This is a genomic window from unidentified bacterial endosymbiont (assembly GCF_918797525.1).
Lineage (GTDB): Bacteria > Pseudomonadota > Gammaproteobacteria > Enterobacterales > Enterobacteriaceae > Enterobacter.
Map to the genome: position 1 here is coordinate 4337409 of NZ_OU963893.1, position 15354 is coordinate 4352762.

The 15354-nt window shown below is 53.0% G+C and carries 16 protein-coding genes and 1 tRNA gene; 11 read left to right on the forward strand and 6 right to left on the reverse strand.

Annotation, left to right across the window (positions count from 1 at the left end; genetic code table 11):
• Window positions 1-18: 18 nt before the first annotated feature.
• On the reverse strand, window positions 19-717 hold the full coding sequence (locus NL510_RS20795; RefSeq protein WP_253379961.1) for an HNH endonuclease: 699 nt from the start codon (window positions 715-717) through the stop codon (window positions 19-21).
• Between the two features lie 619 nt (window positions 718-1336).
• Here NL510_RS20795 and NL510_RS20800 point away from each other — a divergent pair.
• The 4 genes from NL510_RS20800 (at window position 1337) to NL510_RS20815 (ending at window position 5472) form a co-directional block, all read left to right on the forward strand.
• Window positions 1337-1630 carry a hypothetical protein gene (locus NL510_RS20800; protein WP_253379963.1) on the forward strand — a complete coding sequence of 98 codons (294 nt, stop codon included), beginning with the start codon at window positions 1337-1339 and terminating at the stop codon, window positions 1628-1630.
• Between the two features lie 85 nt (window positions 1631-1715).
• Complete coding sequence (locus tag NL510_RS20805; RefSeq protein WP_253379965.1) at window positions 1716-2627, forward strand: ArdC family protein; 912 nt, start codon at window positions 1716-1718, stop codon at window positions 2625-2627.
• Window positions 2628-2936: 309 nt separating this feature from the next.
• Window positions 2937-4556: a MobH family relaxase gene (gene mobH / locus NL510_RS20810; RefSeq protein WP_253379967.1), complete on the forward strand. Its 1620-nt coding sequence runs from the start codon at window positions 2937-2939 to the stop codon at window positions 4554-4556.
• Window positions 4546-5472, forward strand: coding sequence for a tyrosine-type recombinase/integrase (locus NL510_RS20815; protein ID WP_253379969.1), 927 nt, complete (start codon window positions 4546-4548; stop codon window positions 5470-5472). Before mobH ends, NL510_RS20815 begins: the two co-directional genes overlap by 11 nt.
• A gap of 149 nt (window positions 5473-5621) precedes the next feature.
• Here NL510_RS20815 and NL510_RS20820 read toward each other — a convergent pair.
• The 4 genes from NL510_RS20820 to rraB form a co-directional block, all read right to left on the reverse strand.
• Window positions 5622-5706 (reverse strand) — tRNA-Leu (locus tag NL510_RS20820).
• 107 nt (window positions 5707-5813) lie between these two features.
• Window positions 5814-6545 carry a topoisomerase II gene (locus tag NL510_RS20825; RefSeq protein WP_253379971.1) on the reverse strand — a complete coding sequence of 244 codons (732 nt, stop codon included), beginning with the start codon at window positions 6543-6545 and terminating at the stop codon, window positions 5814-5816.
• Between the two features lie 9 nt (window positions 6546-6554).
• Window positions 6555-7334 (reverse strand): tRNA isopentenyl-2-thiomethyl-A-37 hydroxylase MiaE, encoded by a 780-nt coding sequence (gene miaE / locus NL510_RS20830; protein WP_253379973.1) that lies wholly within the window; start codon window positions 7332-7334, stop codon window positions 6555-6557.
• Between the two features lie 45 nt (window positions 7335-7379).
• Entirely contained in the window at window positions 7380-7805 is a 426-nt protein-coding gene (gene rraB / locus NL510_RS20835) for a ribonuclease E inhibitor RraB (RefSeq protein ID WP_253379975.1), read from the reverse strand.
• Window positions 7806-7925: 120 nt separating this feature from the next.
• Here rraB and argL point away from each other — a divergent pair, with 120 nt between their 5' ends.
• Window positions 7926-8000, forward strand: a complete 75-nt coding sequence (gene argL, locus NL510_RS20840) for a putative translational regulatory protein ArgL (protein WP_253385045.1) — start codon at window positions 7926-7928, stop codon at window positions 7998-8000.
• A complete protein-coding gene (gene argF, locus NL510_RS20845) occupies window positions 7970-8974 on the forward strand; it encodes an ornithine carbamoyltransferase (RefSeq protein ID WP_253379977.1) in 1005 nt (334 codons plus the stop codon). The genes argL and argF (NL510_RS20845) overlap by 31 nt, the downstream gene beginning before the upstream one ends.
• Window positions 8975-9014: 40 nt before the next feature.
• Here the strand turns inward: argF (NL510_RS20845) and NL510_RS20850 are convergent, their stop codons facing one another.
• Window positions 9015-9467 (reverse strand): YhcH/YjgK/YiaL family protein, encoded by a 453-nt coding sequence (locus NL510_RS20850; RefSeq protein ID WP_253379979.1) that lies wholly within the window; start codon window positions 9465-9467, stop codon window positions 9015-9017.
• A gap of 672 nt (window positions 9468-10139) precedes the next feature.
• Here NL510_RS20850 and arcA point away from each other — a divergent pair.
• From arcA to NL510_RS20875, 5 genes are all read left to right on the forward strand, one after another.
• Complete coding sequence (gene arcA / locus NL510_RS20855) at window positions 10140-11360, forward strand: arginine deiminase (RefSeq protein WP_253379981.1); 1221 nt, start codon at window positions 10140-10142, stop codon at window positions 11358-11360.
• Between the two features lie 10 nt (window positions 11361-11370).
• Window positions 11371-12282 carry a carbamate kinase gene (arcC, locus tag NL510_RS20860; RefSeq protein WP_253379983.1) on the forward strand — a complete coding sequence of 304 codons (912 nt, stop codon included), beginning with the start codon at window positions 11371-11373 and terminating at the stop codon, window positions 12280-12282.
• Between the two features lie 26 nt (window positions 12283-12308).
• Window positions 12309-13313, forward strand: a complete 1005-nt coding sequence (gene argF, locus NL510_RS20865; protein WP_253379985.1) for an ornithine carbamoyltransferase — start codon at window positions 12309-12311, stop codon at window positions 13311-13313.
• 47 nt (window positions 13314-13360) lie between these two features.
• Window positions 13361-14764 carry a YfcC family protein gene (locus NL510_RS20870; RefSeq protein ID WP_253379987.1) on the forward strand — a complete coding sequence of 468 codons (1404 nt, stop codon included), beginning with the start codon at window positions 13361-13363 and terminating at the stop codon, window positions 14762-14764.
• Window positions 14765-14826: 62 nt separating this feature from the next.
• Window positions 14827-15306: an arginine repressor gene (locus NL510_RS20875; RefSeq protein ID WP_253379989.1), complete on the forward strand. Its 480-nt coding sequence runs from the start codon at window positions 14827-14829 to the stop codon at window positions 15304-15306.
• Window positions 15307-15354 lie beyond the last annotated feature (48 nt).

The window sequence follows — 15354 nt, forward strand, 5'->3', positions numbered from 1 at the left end:
CAAATACCTTTATTATTCTTAACCAAAGTGCTCTTGCCTATGGCAATTAGGACAAACAGCAATAGTGTTTTCAATTGTATCTTCTCCACCTATAGACAATGGAACTATGTGATGAACTTCAAGGTAAGGTGTATTATCACTAGCTCTTTGAAATGGTGCCGGTTTGTGGCACTTCTCGCAATGTCCCATTGCCCGATGAAGCACTTCAGCCACCACATCAGGGCTTCTAACAAATACAATAGATAGGACTTGTCTAGTTACTGGTATAGTACTGTTAATTTCTTTTAGACGTTTTTTGCGTTCTTCTGGAGCTAGATTAAACGACTCTCTAATAGCTTCATCAAATTCTCCCTGAAGTCGTTGTGCTTCATCTTGTACTATTTCCCGTGTAAACCATTTTATTTTCCCATTTATTACTGCTGAATATATTTGCCATATTCCATGTTCCTTTTGATTATATGGCACATAATACTCATTATTTATTTTATAGAGTTTATCGGCTTTATTATTTTCATTAGTTAATCGTTCATTCCAGTTTAAAGAGTAATTAACCCTTCTGTCATGGTTTACTGTCAACTTATCAATAGTTTTGCTGATAGTCTCATTTTTAACATTGGTAACAATTTTGGATACATAATCAACAATTTGTTTTTTCGTACAAACCCCATTCGCTTCAACAAATCTTGAAACTTGAATGTTTGTTTCTTCACTTGCCATTTTAATAACCCTTTTTACGTCGTACTAATATTGTATCTCACAAGATGCACTTATCCCATGGTTCTGTACACAACATTAGATACAGCTACCAGTTAGTAATTGTTGGTTTATTGATTCAGCCCCGAATATGTTCAGAAAGCCCCCCTTAATAGTCCAAGCAAAAATCGAGAATCTCATCCCACCCTAAACCTCTCAGATTCGAACAGTATCTTCACGACAAATCGCTGTGGCCCACTGAACAATACGTTGGCAGGCACCGTAAGCAGATCGTCAGATCCTGCGATCATAAGCTTCCTGATGTGCTCCGCAGGTACTATCGATTAGATTGCCAATATGCTTTATCCCCTAAAGACGATTAATTGCCTTTACCCCCTATAGCGGATAAATAACGCCCCAGATTAGCTCTTGATTATTATTAATCCCGTATTAATCTGTACAAAGTCTGACCCGCAACCGGAGCCTTCAGGTTGCCACCCTCCCCGGTGAGGCTCGCCTTTTCGTCCGCTCCGTATCATCCTCGCGGACAGCGCTTAGCGCCTGATACATCCTCTACCCCACCATGCAGGGAATTCCTCCCTGTCGGGCGGTGTTTCTCTGCTTTCATCACTGGAGAAACACTATGCCTACTTCATCTTGCCCTGAAGCAAAATCCTTATCGCTGTCTGTCTCAACTGAGGCTTGGGAAAAGGTAGTCAGTTTTCCACCCGATCCCTCTCAGGAAAACGACCGTCTCGAAAACCTGATTGTCGCCACTATGCTGACATTCAAAAGCGCAGGCCCGGACCGTAAGAGCATTAATTTCGGTCTGTACTGTTTGCCCTCTGACGGCAGCAGCAATGTACCGCTGATGACGCCGCTGCGCTTAACGCTTGAAGATAACCACCTGTTGGTTACTGCCCTTCATACCAGCTGATTCCCTCAGCATCCTTCACTCCCCGTGCCGGGCGACTCCCGACCGGGAGCGCTGTACCCGGCTTCTTTATCATGAGGTTACGCTTATGAACAGAAGCAACGATCTTTACCAGAAAGTCACCGATGAAATTATCACCGCGCTGGAGAAAGGTGTGATCCCCTGGGTTCGCCCGTGGCGGGAAGGGGAACCGGTGGTGCCGATGAATGCCTTATCCGGGCGGTTGTATCACGGCATCAATATTCCTCTGCTCTGGAACAGCGCTGAGCGACAGGGATATGAAAGCGATCGCTGGCTGACCTTCACTCAGATTCGCAATGCGGGTGGTAACATCCGCAAAGGCGAAAGATCTACACTGGCCGTGTTCTATCTGCCCCAACAGCGTGAGGTTGTGGACAGCAACGGGAACGCGGTTTTTGATGCTGACGGCAACCCCAAAGTGACGTCTTACGCCGTGGTACGCGAGTTCCGGCTGTTCAATATTCAGCAATGTGAAGGACTGCCGGAAGCGTTTTCACAGCCTGTCGTGATGGTCGATGATCCCATCGCCGCCGCTGAACAGGTTGCCCGACAAAGCGCGGTGACTATCACTCACCGACGCCAGAATCGGGCGTATTACTCACCGGGGCGCGACTGCATCATCATGCCGCATCCTGAGCAGTTCGCTGCGCGTGAGGATTATTACGGCACACTACTGCATGAACTGACGCACGCAACCGGACACGCTTCACGGCTGAATCGGGACGGCATCACTGCCGGAAAGCATACCTTCGGCGATCCGATGTACAGTTTTGAAGAGCTGGTCGCCGAAATGGGAGCGGCTTTCCTGTGTGCTCATGTTGGCATTCAGGCGAAGCTACAGCATGACAGCTACATCGCATCGTGGCTGAAGGTGTTGCAGCAGGACAAAAAAGCGATTTTCCGCGCCAGTGGATTAGCGCGTAATGCCTGTGAATATCTGCTTGAACGGGCGCAGCAGCCGTTAGCGCTGAGCGCATGACCTTCATATCAACGGCGGAGCATCCTGCTCTGCCGTTTTCTCCACTCCAATAAATTTGCGCAATCCAATAAACAGTTTCGCCCCAAATCTGACGGCACCAAAAGGCAAAAGGCAAAATGCAAAAGGTTAAGGGGAAGAGAGTGAAGGGGGAACGGGCTTACCCGTAAAAGGGTCTCCCCTTCGTCTTTCGAGTTGCAGGTGCGTTGGCTTTCCTCGCTCACCCCAGTCACTTACTTATGTAAGCTCCTGGGGATTCACTGCGTCACCGCCTTCCTGCACCTCAAAATCCATTGGGAATAAAGGGCCATTATGCGGATATGGCTGACGCGAAAAAAGCAAAACACCACACCATCCACTGGCGAACCAGACGTCGCGGAGGGATGGCTGCATCCTGAATCGGCACAGACGTTACTGGCTGAAACTACCCGCCAACAACTGATCCAGTTTATTCGTCAGAGCACCGCCGTTCCCGCCTCACTGTTTGAACGCTTCTGGCTGATACCAATCCACTGCTTCGCAGAACTGGCGCAGTTGTTCCCGGCCTCGGAAAACCACCACCACTCCCACGCAGGTGGCCTGCTCGATCACTGTCTCGAAGCTGCCTGCTATGCCGCGCGACTGCGGCAGAGTTATCTTTTCCCGCCTGATGCAGCGCCAGAAGATCAGGCGGCGCAGTCCGAACGCTGGACCACAGTTATCATCTACGCCGCGTTGCTGCACGATCTGGGCAAACTTATCACTGATATCGAAGTGGAAGATATTAGTGGGCAACACTGGTTTCCATGGCATGGTCCACTGACCCAGCCTTATCGGTTTCGCTATCTGCCGCAACGTGATTACCTGCGCCATCCGGCTGCGGCAGTTCTTCTGCTTACCCAACTGCTCCCTCCGGAAAGCCTCGACTGGCTCGCCGCTGATTCTGCTGCCTTATCCACCCTGCTGCACTGCCTGAACGGACAGTATCAGTATGCCGGGCTGGCGGGTGAACTGGTGCAGAAAGCCGACCGGGCGTCGGTGGCGTTTAATCTCGGCGGCGATCCGGTCAAGGCTATCCACCGCCCACAAACCTCGCTGCCACAGCAAATCATCGCCGCCCTGCGCGACCTGCTGGCGCATGAGTTCCGACTCAACAACCCGAATGGCGGTTCTGACGGCTGGCTGACGGAAGAGGCGCTGTGGCTGGTCAGCAAGAACGCTGCCGATGCCGTGCGTGGCTGGTTGCTGCGCCAGGGTATTGACGCCGTACCGCAGCATAACGTGCGGCTGTTCGATGAGATGCAGGCACACCAGTTGCTCATTCCCTGTGAGGATAAAGCCATCTGGCATTGCCGGATTGAGGCCAGCGGCGGCTGGAGCAGTGAACTCACGCTGTTACGCTTCTCCCCTTCACTGATTTGGGAAGATCCACAACAGCGACCCGCCACCTTCGGTGGAACCATCACACCGATAGCGGAAATCCGAAATGAGACAGAAGCGGTGATTGCAACGAACATTGAAGTAGAACAACCATCCCCTCTACCCGAACAGGACGATACCCTACTATCAGGCGAAGCCTTCTGGCAGTGGCTGGTTCGTAATGTTCAGGCTCAACATCTGGAAGTCAATGAACCTAACGCCCGGATCCATACCGTCGCCGGGTCGGTGTTTCTGGTGACGCCCGGTATTTTCAAACTCTGGCTTAGCTCCTGCGGTCAGAATGTCACTGAAGAATACTGGCGGGAGGTACAGAAGAAGTTCCAGAACCTGAATCTTCACCGAAAACAAAAAAACGGCCTCAACATCTGGCACTGCGCCGTTGTCGGCCCACGCCATTGTTCACGTCTGAAGGGATATCTGCTTGACGATCCCACGCCGCTTTTTGGAGATGACGTTCCCTTTAATAACCCTCATCTCTTGCTCAATGAAGGAAGTCACTCAAATGACCTTTGAACAGATCCTGGAAGAGTATTTTTTTGCCCGCTTATTGCGACCTGACACCCAGAGCTGTTATCGCACGGCAGTAAACCAGTTCACTCACTGGCGCAACGTGTTACCCGCCGAAGTGACGTCGCATATGGTGCTGGAGTGGCGTCATTACCTGCTAAATGTGCGCGGTATCAAGCCGGTGAGCTGGAACCACTATATGCGCCATATGCGAGCCTTGTATAACTTCGCAATTGAGCAGGGGCTACTGGAGCAGTTCATCAATCCATTCCAGAAAACATCGCTGCGGGAATCTCGTAAGAAAAAGAAAACCCTGACCCGCGAGCAAATCCTCGCTTCCCGAAAAGTGCTGAACCAATTTATCGAACGGGAGAAAATGCAGCGTGGCTATCGTTCGCCTTTATATCCTGCATGGTTTTGGCTGACCGTGGTCGAAACCTTCAACTACACCGCTATCCGGCTGAATCAGCTTATTCACCTGCGGGTCAAGGATATCGATCTGGTCCATGACACGCTGTTTATCCAGAGCGAAGGCAGCAAAAGCCATGATGAACATATCGTTCCCATCGCCTCCCGACTGCGGCCCTGGCTGGAGCATCTGCTTGAAGAAGCGAAAACAAAGGGAATACGGGCTGACGATCAGTTGTTCAACATCAATCGTTTCAGTCGGAGGACGCTGCGCCAGGGGAAACCGATGACAGAAAATCAGGTGAGCTATTTCTTTGCCAAACTCAGCGATGCCTGCCACAGCCGGTTTTCATCGCATCGCTACCGTCATACCGTTGCCACAGAATTGATGCAGAAACCGGAGCAAAATTTGTACGTCACGCAGAAACTGCTCGGCCACCGCGATATTAAGGTGACGCTCAGCTATATTGAACACAATGTCGAGATGCTCAGAAGTTGCGTGGAGAGAGATTGACAAAACAGGGTGTGAGTGAAAAGATCCGGCCCGAGGCTTTATAAACAAAAAAAGCCGGAGATGCGGCTATTTTGTAGTTGCCGTCAACGTCCAGCTTCATTGTACAACGTACTGATTGTCGTAGATTTTCCGATTATCACAATCGCTTATGGTGCCGAAGGCCGGACTCGAACCGGCACGTATTTCTACGGTTGATTTTGAATCAACTGCGTCTACCGATTTCGCCACTTCGGCACTGAAGGGGATGCGGAAACGTTGTGGATTATACCTGTCGCGCGCCGCCATGCAAGCGACGACGCGCTAAACTCACGCTAAGTGTCGAAAAAAACCAGCGCACTCCGTTAATCAAGCTCGGAAACCGCCAGCCGAATCACCGCTGCCGCCTTTGGATCCGGCAGCTTCAGCACTTTTGACCACATCGCCTGCACCATGTCGCAGGAGAGCTTCTCTTTGCCCACCGCGTTCTCCGGCATCTGCAGCAGTTGGATATCCTCGCCGTATTTATCCGCCAGTGATTTCATAATCGGGCGGACGGTCGTCACGGCGGCTTCGCGTTCTTCCGGGGTCACGGTGTGACGGTTTTTGCCGTAGGCCGCGCGCATCATGTCGGCATCGGCCTGCATGCGCCTTGCCATCATCTGTTTATCCAGCACACGCATCGGGTTGACGCCCCCCTTCACCGCCGGGTAGAGAAAGCGGAAACAGGCGTCGTCGCTCACCTTCTGGATGGCGGCGGTCTGCTCCATGTTGGCCTTCATGTAATCCACCACGTTGGCGTCCGGCGCGTGCTGCAGACGCGCCATCTGCAGGGTCAAAATCTGCGGCTGGATCACGTCAATAATATGCTGTTCAGACTCGCCCATCTTCTGCATGGTGAGGATTTGCTCGCGGATGCGTTGCTGGAACGCGGGTTCCTGCTCTTTAATCACCTGCCAGGCAGGCATCGCGTTGAGGGTGGTGTCAAGCTGCTGTTCGGGGGTTCGCTGCATACGTTGCTTGTCGTAATAGACCCAGAACGCCACGGCGGCGGCCAGGACGGTGACAACGACAATACGGATCCACGTTTTATTCATCTCGCATCCTTATCCTTTCGCTATGCCGGATGACACCGGCACACCACTGTGAAATCGAAACTCGGTGTCAGGTGTAGTAATAAGTGTGGCTTCAATTTCACCAAAATGCTGCACCCGCTGCGAGATATCCTTGTCGCTCACCTGTTGGGCAAGCGTCAGATAGTCCTGATAATGCCGCGCTTCGGAGCGTAACAGCGACAGATAAAATTTTTGCAGATCGTCATCGAGGCAGGGTGCCAGCGCAGCGAAACGTTCGCAGGAGCGGGCTTCGATATAGGCGCCGCAGATGAGCTTATCGATAAGCGTTAGCGGTTCGTGAGTGCGTACTTCCTTCAACATCCCTTTGGCATAGCGGCTGGCGGTGATTTTGACGTACGGAATGTTGCGCGTCAGCATCGCCTCGCGTACCTGCCAGAAATGGTGCAGCTCCTCTTTTATCAGCAGCACCATGCTGTCGATAAGCGCCTGACCCCACGGATCGTCGGTTTTAGGCATGACGCTTTTGCTAATCTGCTTGTGCAGAGCGATAAAATCCGGCTCCGGGCCTTCGCGGAAGGTAAAAGCTTCGTAGGGTTTAAGCCAGTCGAGCAGAGCGTCGGCACCGCTCTCGTCGGCGACGTATTTGCGCACCAGCAGCAGCGCGGTCTGCGCGGCTTTAAGCTCGCACACCATGTGGTCGGTGAGCAGCAGAGGCAGGTTGATCGGGTCGCGGGCTTTATCAATCCATGCCTGTGGGGTTGGGCACGGGAGGAAGTCGAGTACAGGGGCGAGTATTTGCGGGTAATCCATGGTTCTGCCTTGAAAAGCGGCAGCAGGAGCTGCCGCCAGGTACGCTTAGTGACGCACGCCGTCGTCATCTTCATCGACGAAGTCTTCGTCGTCGCCTTCTGCGCCGTCTTCACCATTCGGATCTTCGAAATAGGTTCCCCAACCGTCGTATTCCACTTCAAATTTCTCGGCCAGGTTCATCAGTTGTTCTACCTGCGCGTCAATCAGTTCCGCTTTCAGCGCACCTTCGCTCAGGATGTCGCAGCAGATAACGGTATCGCCCTCTTCCACTTCCAGCTCTTCCGGCTCGGTCACTTCGTAGCCCAGCTTGAACGCTTCTACAGCCATTTTTTCCAGCGCTTCAAAATCGTCAGCAGAGAAATGGTGCTCGATGGTATACAGCGCGTCCGGATCGCTGCCGTCGTCCAGCAGTTCTTCAATAATCAGACGCGTCTCTTCGCGTTGTTCTTCCAGGTGTTCCGGGTTTGCCATGGCTCATTCCTCTTTAAAGTGCGGCAGATACTTCTATTTTCACACACGGATGTGTTTGCCTCCACCTTTGTTAGAAAGATTTGTGAAACAGGGTTGCAAATGCATAATTAGACATATAAAGTGAATTTTAATTCAATAAGTGGCGTCTGCCATGCGAGGATAAAATGTCCGATCTGTACAAGAAACACTTTCTGAAATTGCTCGACTTTACCCCTGCCCAGTTCACCTCTCTGCTGACCCTTGCCGCACAACTTAAAGCCGATAAAAAAAAGGGCAAGGAAGTACAGAAGCTTAGCGGTAAAAATATCGCGCTCATCTTCGAAAAAGACTCAACCCGTACCCGATGCTCTTTCGAAGTTGCCGCATTTGACCAGGGCGCGCGCGTCACTTACTTAGGGCCGAGCGGCAGCCAGATTGGGCATAAAGAGTCAATTAAAGATACCGCGCGCGTGTTGGGCCGGATGTACGATGGCATTCAGTATCGCGGTCACGGTCAGGAGGTGGTCGAAACGCTGGCGCAGTATGCGGGCGTGCCAGTGTGGAACGGGCTGACAAATGAGTTCCATCCAACCCAACTGCTGGCCGATCTGCTGACCATGCAGGAGCACCTGCCCGGCAAGCCTTTTAACCAGATGACGCTGGTCTACGCGGGCGATGCGCGCAACAACATGGGCAACTCAATGCTGGAAGCGGCGGCGCTGACCGGGCTGGATCTGCGTCTGGTCGCACCAAAAGCCTGCTGGCCGGAAGAGAGCCTGGTGACAGAGTGCCGCGCCCTGGCCGAGAAGAACGGCGGCAAGGTCACCCTGACGGAAGATGTCGCGGCAGGCGTGAAGGGCGCGGACTTTATTTATACTGACGTCTGGGTGTCGATGGGCGAGGCCAAAGAGAAGTGGGCGGAGCGGATCACACTGCTGCGGGGTTATCAGGTAAATGCGCAGATGATGGCGCAGACCGGCAACCCGGAGGTGAAGTTCCTGCACTGCCTGCCAGCGTTCCATGACGATCGGACCACCCTCGGCAAGCAGATGGCGAAAGCGTTCGATCTGCACGGCGGGATAGAAGTCACGGACGAGGTGTTTGAGTCGGCGGCGAGCATCGTGTTTGACCAGGCGGAAAACCGGATGCATACCATTAAAGCGGTGATGGTGGCAACGCTTGCGGAATAGCTTTTCCTGCCTCTCACCCGGTGGGTGAGAGGACCAGGCTTCAACCAACAAGCATTTTCACCACAACTTTACGAACCTGCGCAGGCGTCCCCACCGCGCACAGCGGCTTGTGCACTTCGCCCGGCCAGAACACCACAAAATCCCCTTCGCTGAGTACTACCGTCTTCTCCTGCTCGCCTTGCGCCAGGAAAGCGATGTCTTTATCCGCCAGCCAGTCGGTGTCCGGTGTGCCCTGCGCCAACGTGCTGAAGGTCATCCCTTCCTGGCCTTTTAACACAATCTGAATGTCGAGATAACGCGCATGGTATTCGGCACGACGCTCGGCAAACGGCTGGGTCATGTCTTCGGAAACCAGATAAAACAGTTCGTTACCCTTGATGTCGTGTTTACCCAGCGGGGTAGTATCGGTAATGTGCGCCTTTACGTGCTCAATTGCCTGGCGCAGCTCTGCTGGCAGCCAGGGCTGAAGATGGTGGATGTTGCCAATAATCATGATTTTACCCTCATTGTAAAACAGCGTTTCATTTTGTCTTTTATACGAGAATGTGGACTTCCGTACCACCTCTTTTTGGGTGAGTTTTGCGTAAGCGCATGTTTATCGGAAATTCTGTTAATTTCCTGTTACGCGTGCACGGGCATTTATGCAGTCATTATGCATAACATCGGTGGATTGTTTTTGCTCTACATCTCCAGTGGGCTGATTTTAAAGCGTTAACAGTAAAAACCATCCCGGCCTCACACTTTATCATTTTGATAATTTGCTATTAAATCCCATAATTATTTATTAATTTCCCGCAAGCCATAAATAGTTAATTGTCTTACATGCATAGTCATTCCCGCGCAGGTAATTAATTATTTAAAATCAATATCATGACAAACTATTGCAAAAAATAAAATTCTACAAAGTAATAACAACAACGAATAATACCAACGAATCCTGCTTAGCTATTCACCCCCCAGAAATATCCAATTGATAATTATCTGATACGAATCATGTATTGCAAAATAAACCCGCAACGTCTTTTTCCCACGTGAGCAATATCACAATATGGATTATTGAAGCGCCTAGTATTGGCCCTGAAATCAATTGAGCTAAGCTGCCATGAAAATAAATATTTCACATGGCCAAGCCCTTTTTATTCTGAAAAAAGTTTAAGGAATAATTATGGAAAAGCATTACGTCGGTTCTGAAATTGGTCAATTGCGTAGCGTTATGCTGCACCGCCCTAATTTAAGTCTGAAACGTTTAACACCGTCGAATTGTCAGGAGCTGTTATTTGATGATGTGCTCTCGGTTGAACGGGCTGGTGAGGAGCATGATATCTTCGCAAATACCCTGCGCGATGAGGGTGTGGAAGTCCTGCTGTTAACCGATCTTCTAACGCAAACGCTTGATATTGCGCAAGCAAAATCCTGGCTACTGGAGACGCAAATCTCCGATTACCGCCTCGGGCCGACATTTGCCAGCGACGTGCGCGGCTGGCTGGCGGATATGTCGCATCGCGAACTGGCGCGTCGCTTAAGCGGTGGTTTAACCTACGGTGAAATTCCGGCAGCGATAACAAATATGGTGGTCGATACCCATACCGCCAATGATTTTATTATGAAGCCGTTGCCTAACCATTTATTTACCCGCGATACCTCCTGCTGGATTTATAACGGCGTCTCCATTAACCCCATGGCAAAAGCCGCGCGTCAACGTGAAACCAACAATCTGCGGGCTATTTATCGCTGGCATCCCGCCTTCGCCGACGGAGATTTTATTAAGTATTTCGGCGATGAAAACATTAATTACGATCACGCGACCCTGGAAGGCGGCGATGTATTAGTGATTGGTCGCGGTGCGGTATTAATTGGCATGTCTGAACGCACTACGCCGCAGGGTGTGGAATTCCTGGCAAACAGCCTATTTAAACACCGCCAGGCAGAGCGGGTGATCGCCGTTGAGCTACCAAAACACCGCTCCTGTATGCACCTTGACACCGTGATGACCCATATCGACATCGACACTTTCTCGGTTTATCCGGAAGTGGTGCGCAAAGACGCTCAGTGCTGGACGCTCACCCCGGACGGACGCGGCGGCCTGCAGCGTACCCAGGAAACCGACCTGCTGCACGCCATAGAGAAAGCCCTCGGCATTGACCAGGTACGCCTTATCACCACCGGGGGCGACGCCTTCGAAGCCGAACGTGAACAGTGGAACGACGCCAATAACGTGCTGACCATTCGCCCGGGAGTAGTGATTGGCTATGAGCGCAACACCTGGACCAACGAGAAATACGACAAAGCGGGTATCACCGTGCTGCCCATCCCCGGTGATGAACTGGGACGCGGTCGCGGCGGCGCACGCTGCATGAGTTGCCCACTGGAACGCGACGGAATTTAAAGGAGCCATTATGCAAAGAAAACCCACTCTGGTTGTGGCGCTCGGTGGAAACGCATTGCTCAAACGCGGCGAATCGCTTGAAGCAGAGACCCAGAGGCAAAACATCGCGTTAGCGGCACGTACGATTGCCGGGCTGACGGAAAAATGGCGCGTGGTGCTGGTGCACGGCAACGGGCCGCAGGTCGGGCTGCTGGCGTTACAAAACAGCGCCTACGACAAGGTCACGCCCTATCCGCTCGACATCCTCGGGGCAGAAAGCCAGGGCATGATCGGCTACATGCTCCAGCAGGCGCTGAAAAACAACCTGCCCCAGCGCGAGGTGAGCGTCCTGCTCACTCAGGTGGAAGTCGATGCTGCCGACCCGGCATTTACCCAACCCACTAAATACATCGGGCCGGTTTACAACGAAGCGCAATCACAAGCTCTGGCGGCTGAAAAAGGCTGGCGGTTCAGGGCCGACGGCCGCTATTTCCGCCGCGTGGTGCCTTCGCCACAGCCGAAACGGATCATCGAGAGTGATGCTATCACCGCGCTTATCCAGCGCGATCACCTGGTGATTTGCAACGGCGGCGGCGGGGTGCCGGTGGTGCAGAGCGCCGGTGGTTACTGCGGCATAGAGGCGGTGATCGACAAAGACCTCTCTGCGGCACTGCTCGCCCGCCAGATAGAAGCCGATGCCCTGCTGATCCTGACCGATGCCGACGCGGTGTACCTCGACTGGGGCAAACCAACGCAGCGTCCGCTGGCGCAGGTAACGCCGGCGCTGCTCAAAGATATGCAGTTCGATGCCGGATCGATGGGTCCAAAAGTGGCCGCCTGCCGCGAGTTTGTCGAAGCCTGCAACGGCATCGCCGGGATCGGCGCGCTGGTAGACGGGGCGGAGATCCTGGCAGGCGATAAAGGCACGTTAATTCGTCAATAACGTATTATTTCAAAAAGGATTTACCCATGACCATCAACCTGAAAAACCGCAACTTCCTCAAACTACTGGACTACACCCCGGCGGAGATCCAGTACCTTATTGACCTCGCCATCGCGCTAAAAGCCGCTAAAAAAGCCGGGCGCGAAAAGCAAACGCTGGTCGGTAAAAACATTGCCCTGATTTTTGAAAAAACCTCCACCCGCACCCGCTGTGCCTTTGAAGTTGGCGCATTTGACCAGGGCGCACAGGTGACTTATCTCGGCCCAAGCGGCTCGCAGATTGGCCATAAGGAGTCGATGAAAGACACCGCACGCGTGCTGGGCCGTATGTATGACGGCATTGAATATCGCGGTTACGGCCAGGCGATTGTCGAAGAGCTGGGCGAGTACGCAGGCGTTCCAGTGTGGAACGGCCTGACCGACGAGTTCCATCCTACCCAAATTCTCGCCGACCTGATGACCATGCTGGAACATGCGCCGGGCAAAACGCTGCCGGAATTGAGCTTTGCCTACCTGGGCGACGCGCGTAACAACATGGGTAACTCGCTGATGGTCGGCGCGGCCAAAATGGGCATGGATATCCGCCTGGTGGCGCCAAAATCCTTCTGGCCAGAAGCCGCGCTGGTTGAACAGTGCCGTTCCATCGCCAAAGAGACCGGGGCGCGCATTACGCTCACCGACGACGTGGCAGAAGGCGTGCACGGCACGGATTTCCTCTACACCGACGTATGGGTCTCTATGGGCGAGCCGAAAGAAGCCTGGGCCGAGCGCGTCAGCCTGATGTGGCCGTACCAAATCAACGCAGAGGTAATGAAAGCGACCGGCAATCCGAACGTGAAGTTCATGCACTGCCTGCCCGCGTTCCATAACGAGCACACCAAAGTGGGCCGCGAAATTGAGATGGCCTACGGTCTGAAAGGGCTGGAAGTAACGGAGGAGGTCTTTGAATCAGCGAACTCAATCGTCTTTGACGAAGCGGAAAACCGCATGCACACCATAAAAGCGGTCATGGTGGCGACACTCGGCGACTAAACACCGCCCGGTGCGCCACAGGGTGCGCCGGGTTCAAGGAGAACATCATGGGCAAGTTCAAGTTTCCCTCCGCTTACACCATCCTCTTTTTTCTGATAATCATTGTCGCGGCCCTCACCTGGATTGTTCCGGCCGGACAATACCATATGGCAATGAATGAAACGCTCGGTAAAGAGGTTCCTGTTGCCGGGACATACGCCCACGTGGCGGCGCATCCGCAGGGCGTGGTGTCCATACTGATGGCGCCGATTGCCGGTCTGTACGATCCGGACACCGGCCAGGCGGGCGCCATTGATGTGTCGCTGTTTGTTTTGATAATCGGCGGTTTTCTTGGGATCGTCACCCGCACCGGGGCGATAGACGCCGGGATCGAGCGTGTTATGTCACGTTTACGCGGTCGGGAGGAGTGGATGATCCCAATCCTGATGGGATTATTTGCCGCAGGCGGTACCATTTACGGCATGGCTGAAGAGTCGCTGCCGTTCTATACCTTACTGGTGCCGGTGATGCTGGCCGCCCGTTTCGACCCGGTAGTAGCCGCCTCTACCGTGCTGCTTGGCGCGGGGATCGGTACGCTGGGTTCCACCATTAACCCGTTCGCCACAGTGATCGCCGCCAATGCGGCGGGGATCCCCTTTACTAACGGGATTATGCTGCGCGTAGCGTTACTGGTTATCGGTTGGCTGATCTGCGTGGGGTGGGTGATGCGCTATGCCCGCAATGTCCGCCGGGATCCGTCCCGCTCTATCGTGGCGGATAAGCAGGAAGAGAACCAGACACATTTCCTCGGCAACAAAAGCGAACAGTGCCTCGAATTTACGCCGGTGCGCAAAATCATTTTGATTATTTTTGCCCTCGCCTTCGCGGTGATGATCTATGGCGTGGCGGTACTGGGCTGGTGGATGGCGGAAATCTCGGCGGTATTTCTTGCTGCTGCCATTATCGTCGGCCTGATCGCGCGGATGAGCGAAGAGGAGTTAACCTCAACCTTTATCAACGGCGCGCGCGATTTGCTGGGTGTCGCGCTGATTATCGGCATTGCGCGCGGTATCGTGGTGGTTATGGATAAGGGCATGATTACCCACACCATTTTGCATAGCGCCGAGGGGCTGGTTAGCGGGTTATCCACGGTAATCTTTATCAACGTCATGTACTGGCTGGAGGTGGTGTTGTCGTTTCTTGTACCTTCTTCATCCGGCCTGGCCGTTCTGACGATGCCGATCATGGCACCGCTTGCAGATTTCGCTAACGTCAACCGCGACCTGGTGGTTACCGCGTATCAGTCGGCTTCCGGCATTGTTAACCTGGTCACTCCCACTTCTGCCGTCGTGATGGGCGGGCTGGCTATCGCCCGCGTGCCTTACGTGCGTTATCTGAAATGGGTGGCGCCGCTGCTGGGAATGTTGACCGTGTTGATTATGGCGGCGTTGAGCCTGGGAGCGTTGTTGTGAATATTTGAAGTTGCAGGCCCGGTCCGCCGGGCATTTTTCAGCCACTTATATGGGAAATTGTTATGACGGAATATGGTGAGTACTCGCCAAAAGAACAGCTGCAGCTAACGGTCTGCCAGCGTCTGATCGCGGAAAGGAGCTATCTCTCCCAGGAGGAAATCCGCCGTGACCTGCAGGAGCATGGATTTGAAACCATCAGCCAGTCTACCGTTTCGCGTCTGCTCAAATTGCTCGGAGTCATAAAAATTCGAAATGCCAAAGGGCTAAAGATTTATTCGCTGAATCCGCAACTGCGCCCCGCTCCCGACGCCGCGCGTACCGTTTCCGAAATGGTGGTCAGCGTGGAGCATAATAGCGAATTTATCCTTATCCATACCGTTGCCGGATATGGCCGCGCGGTGGCGCGAATTCTGGATTATCACCAGTTGCCGGAAATTTTAGGCGTGGTGGCCGGAAGCAGTATCGTCTGGGTTGCGCCCCGGGTCGTGACGCGAACCGCGCTGGTGCATAAACAAATTAATTATTTACTCAGAACGAATTAATATTCATAAAGAACCGTTTGCTTTGAGTAAAGTGTGCATTAAAACGCT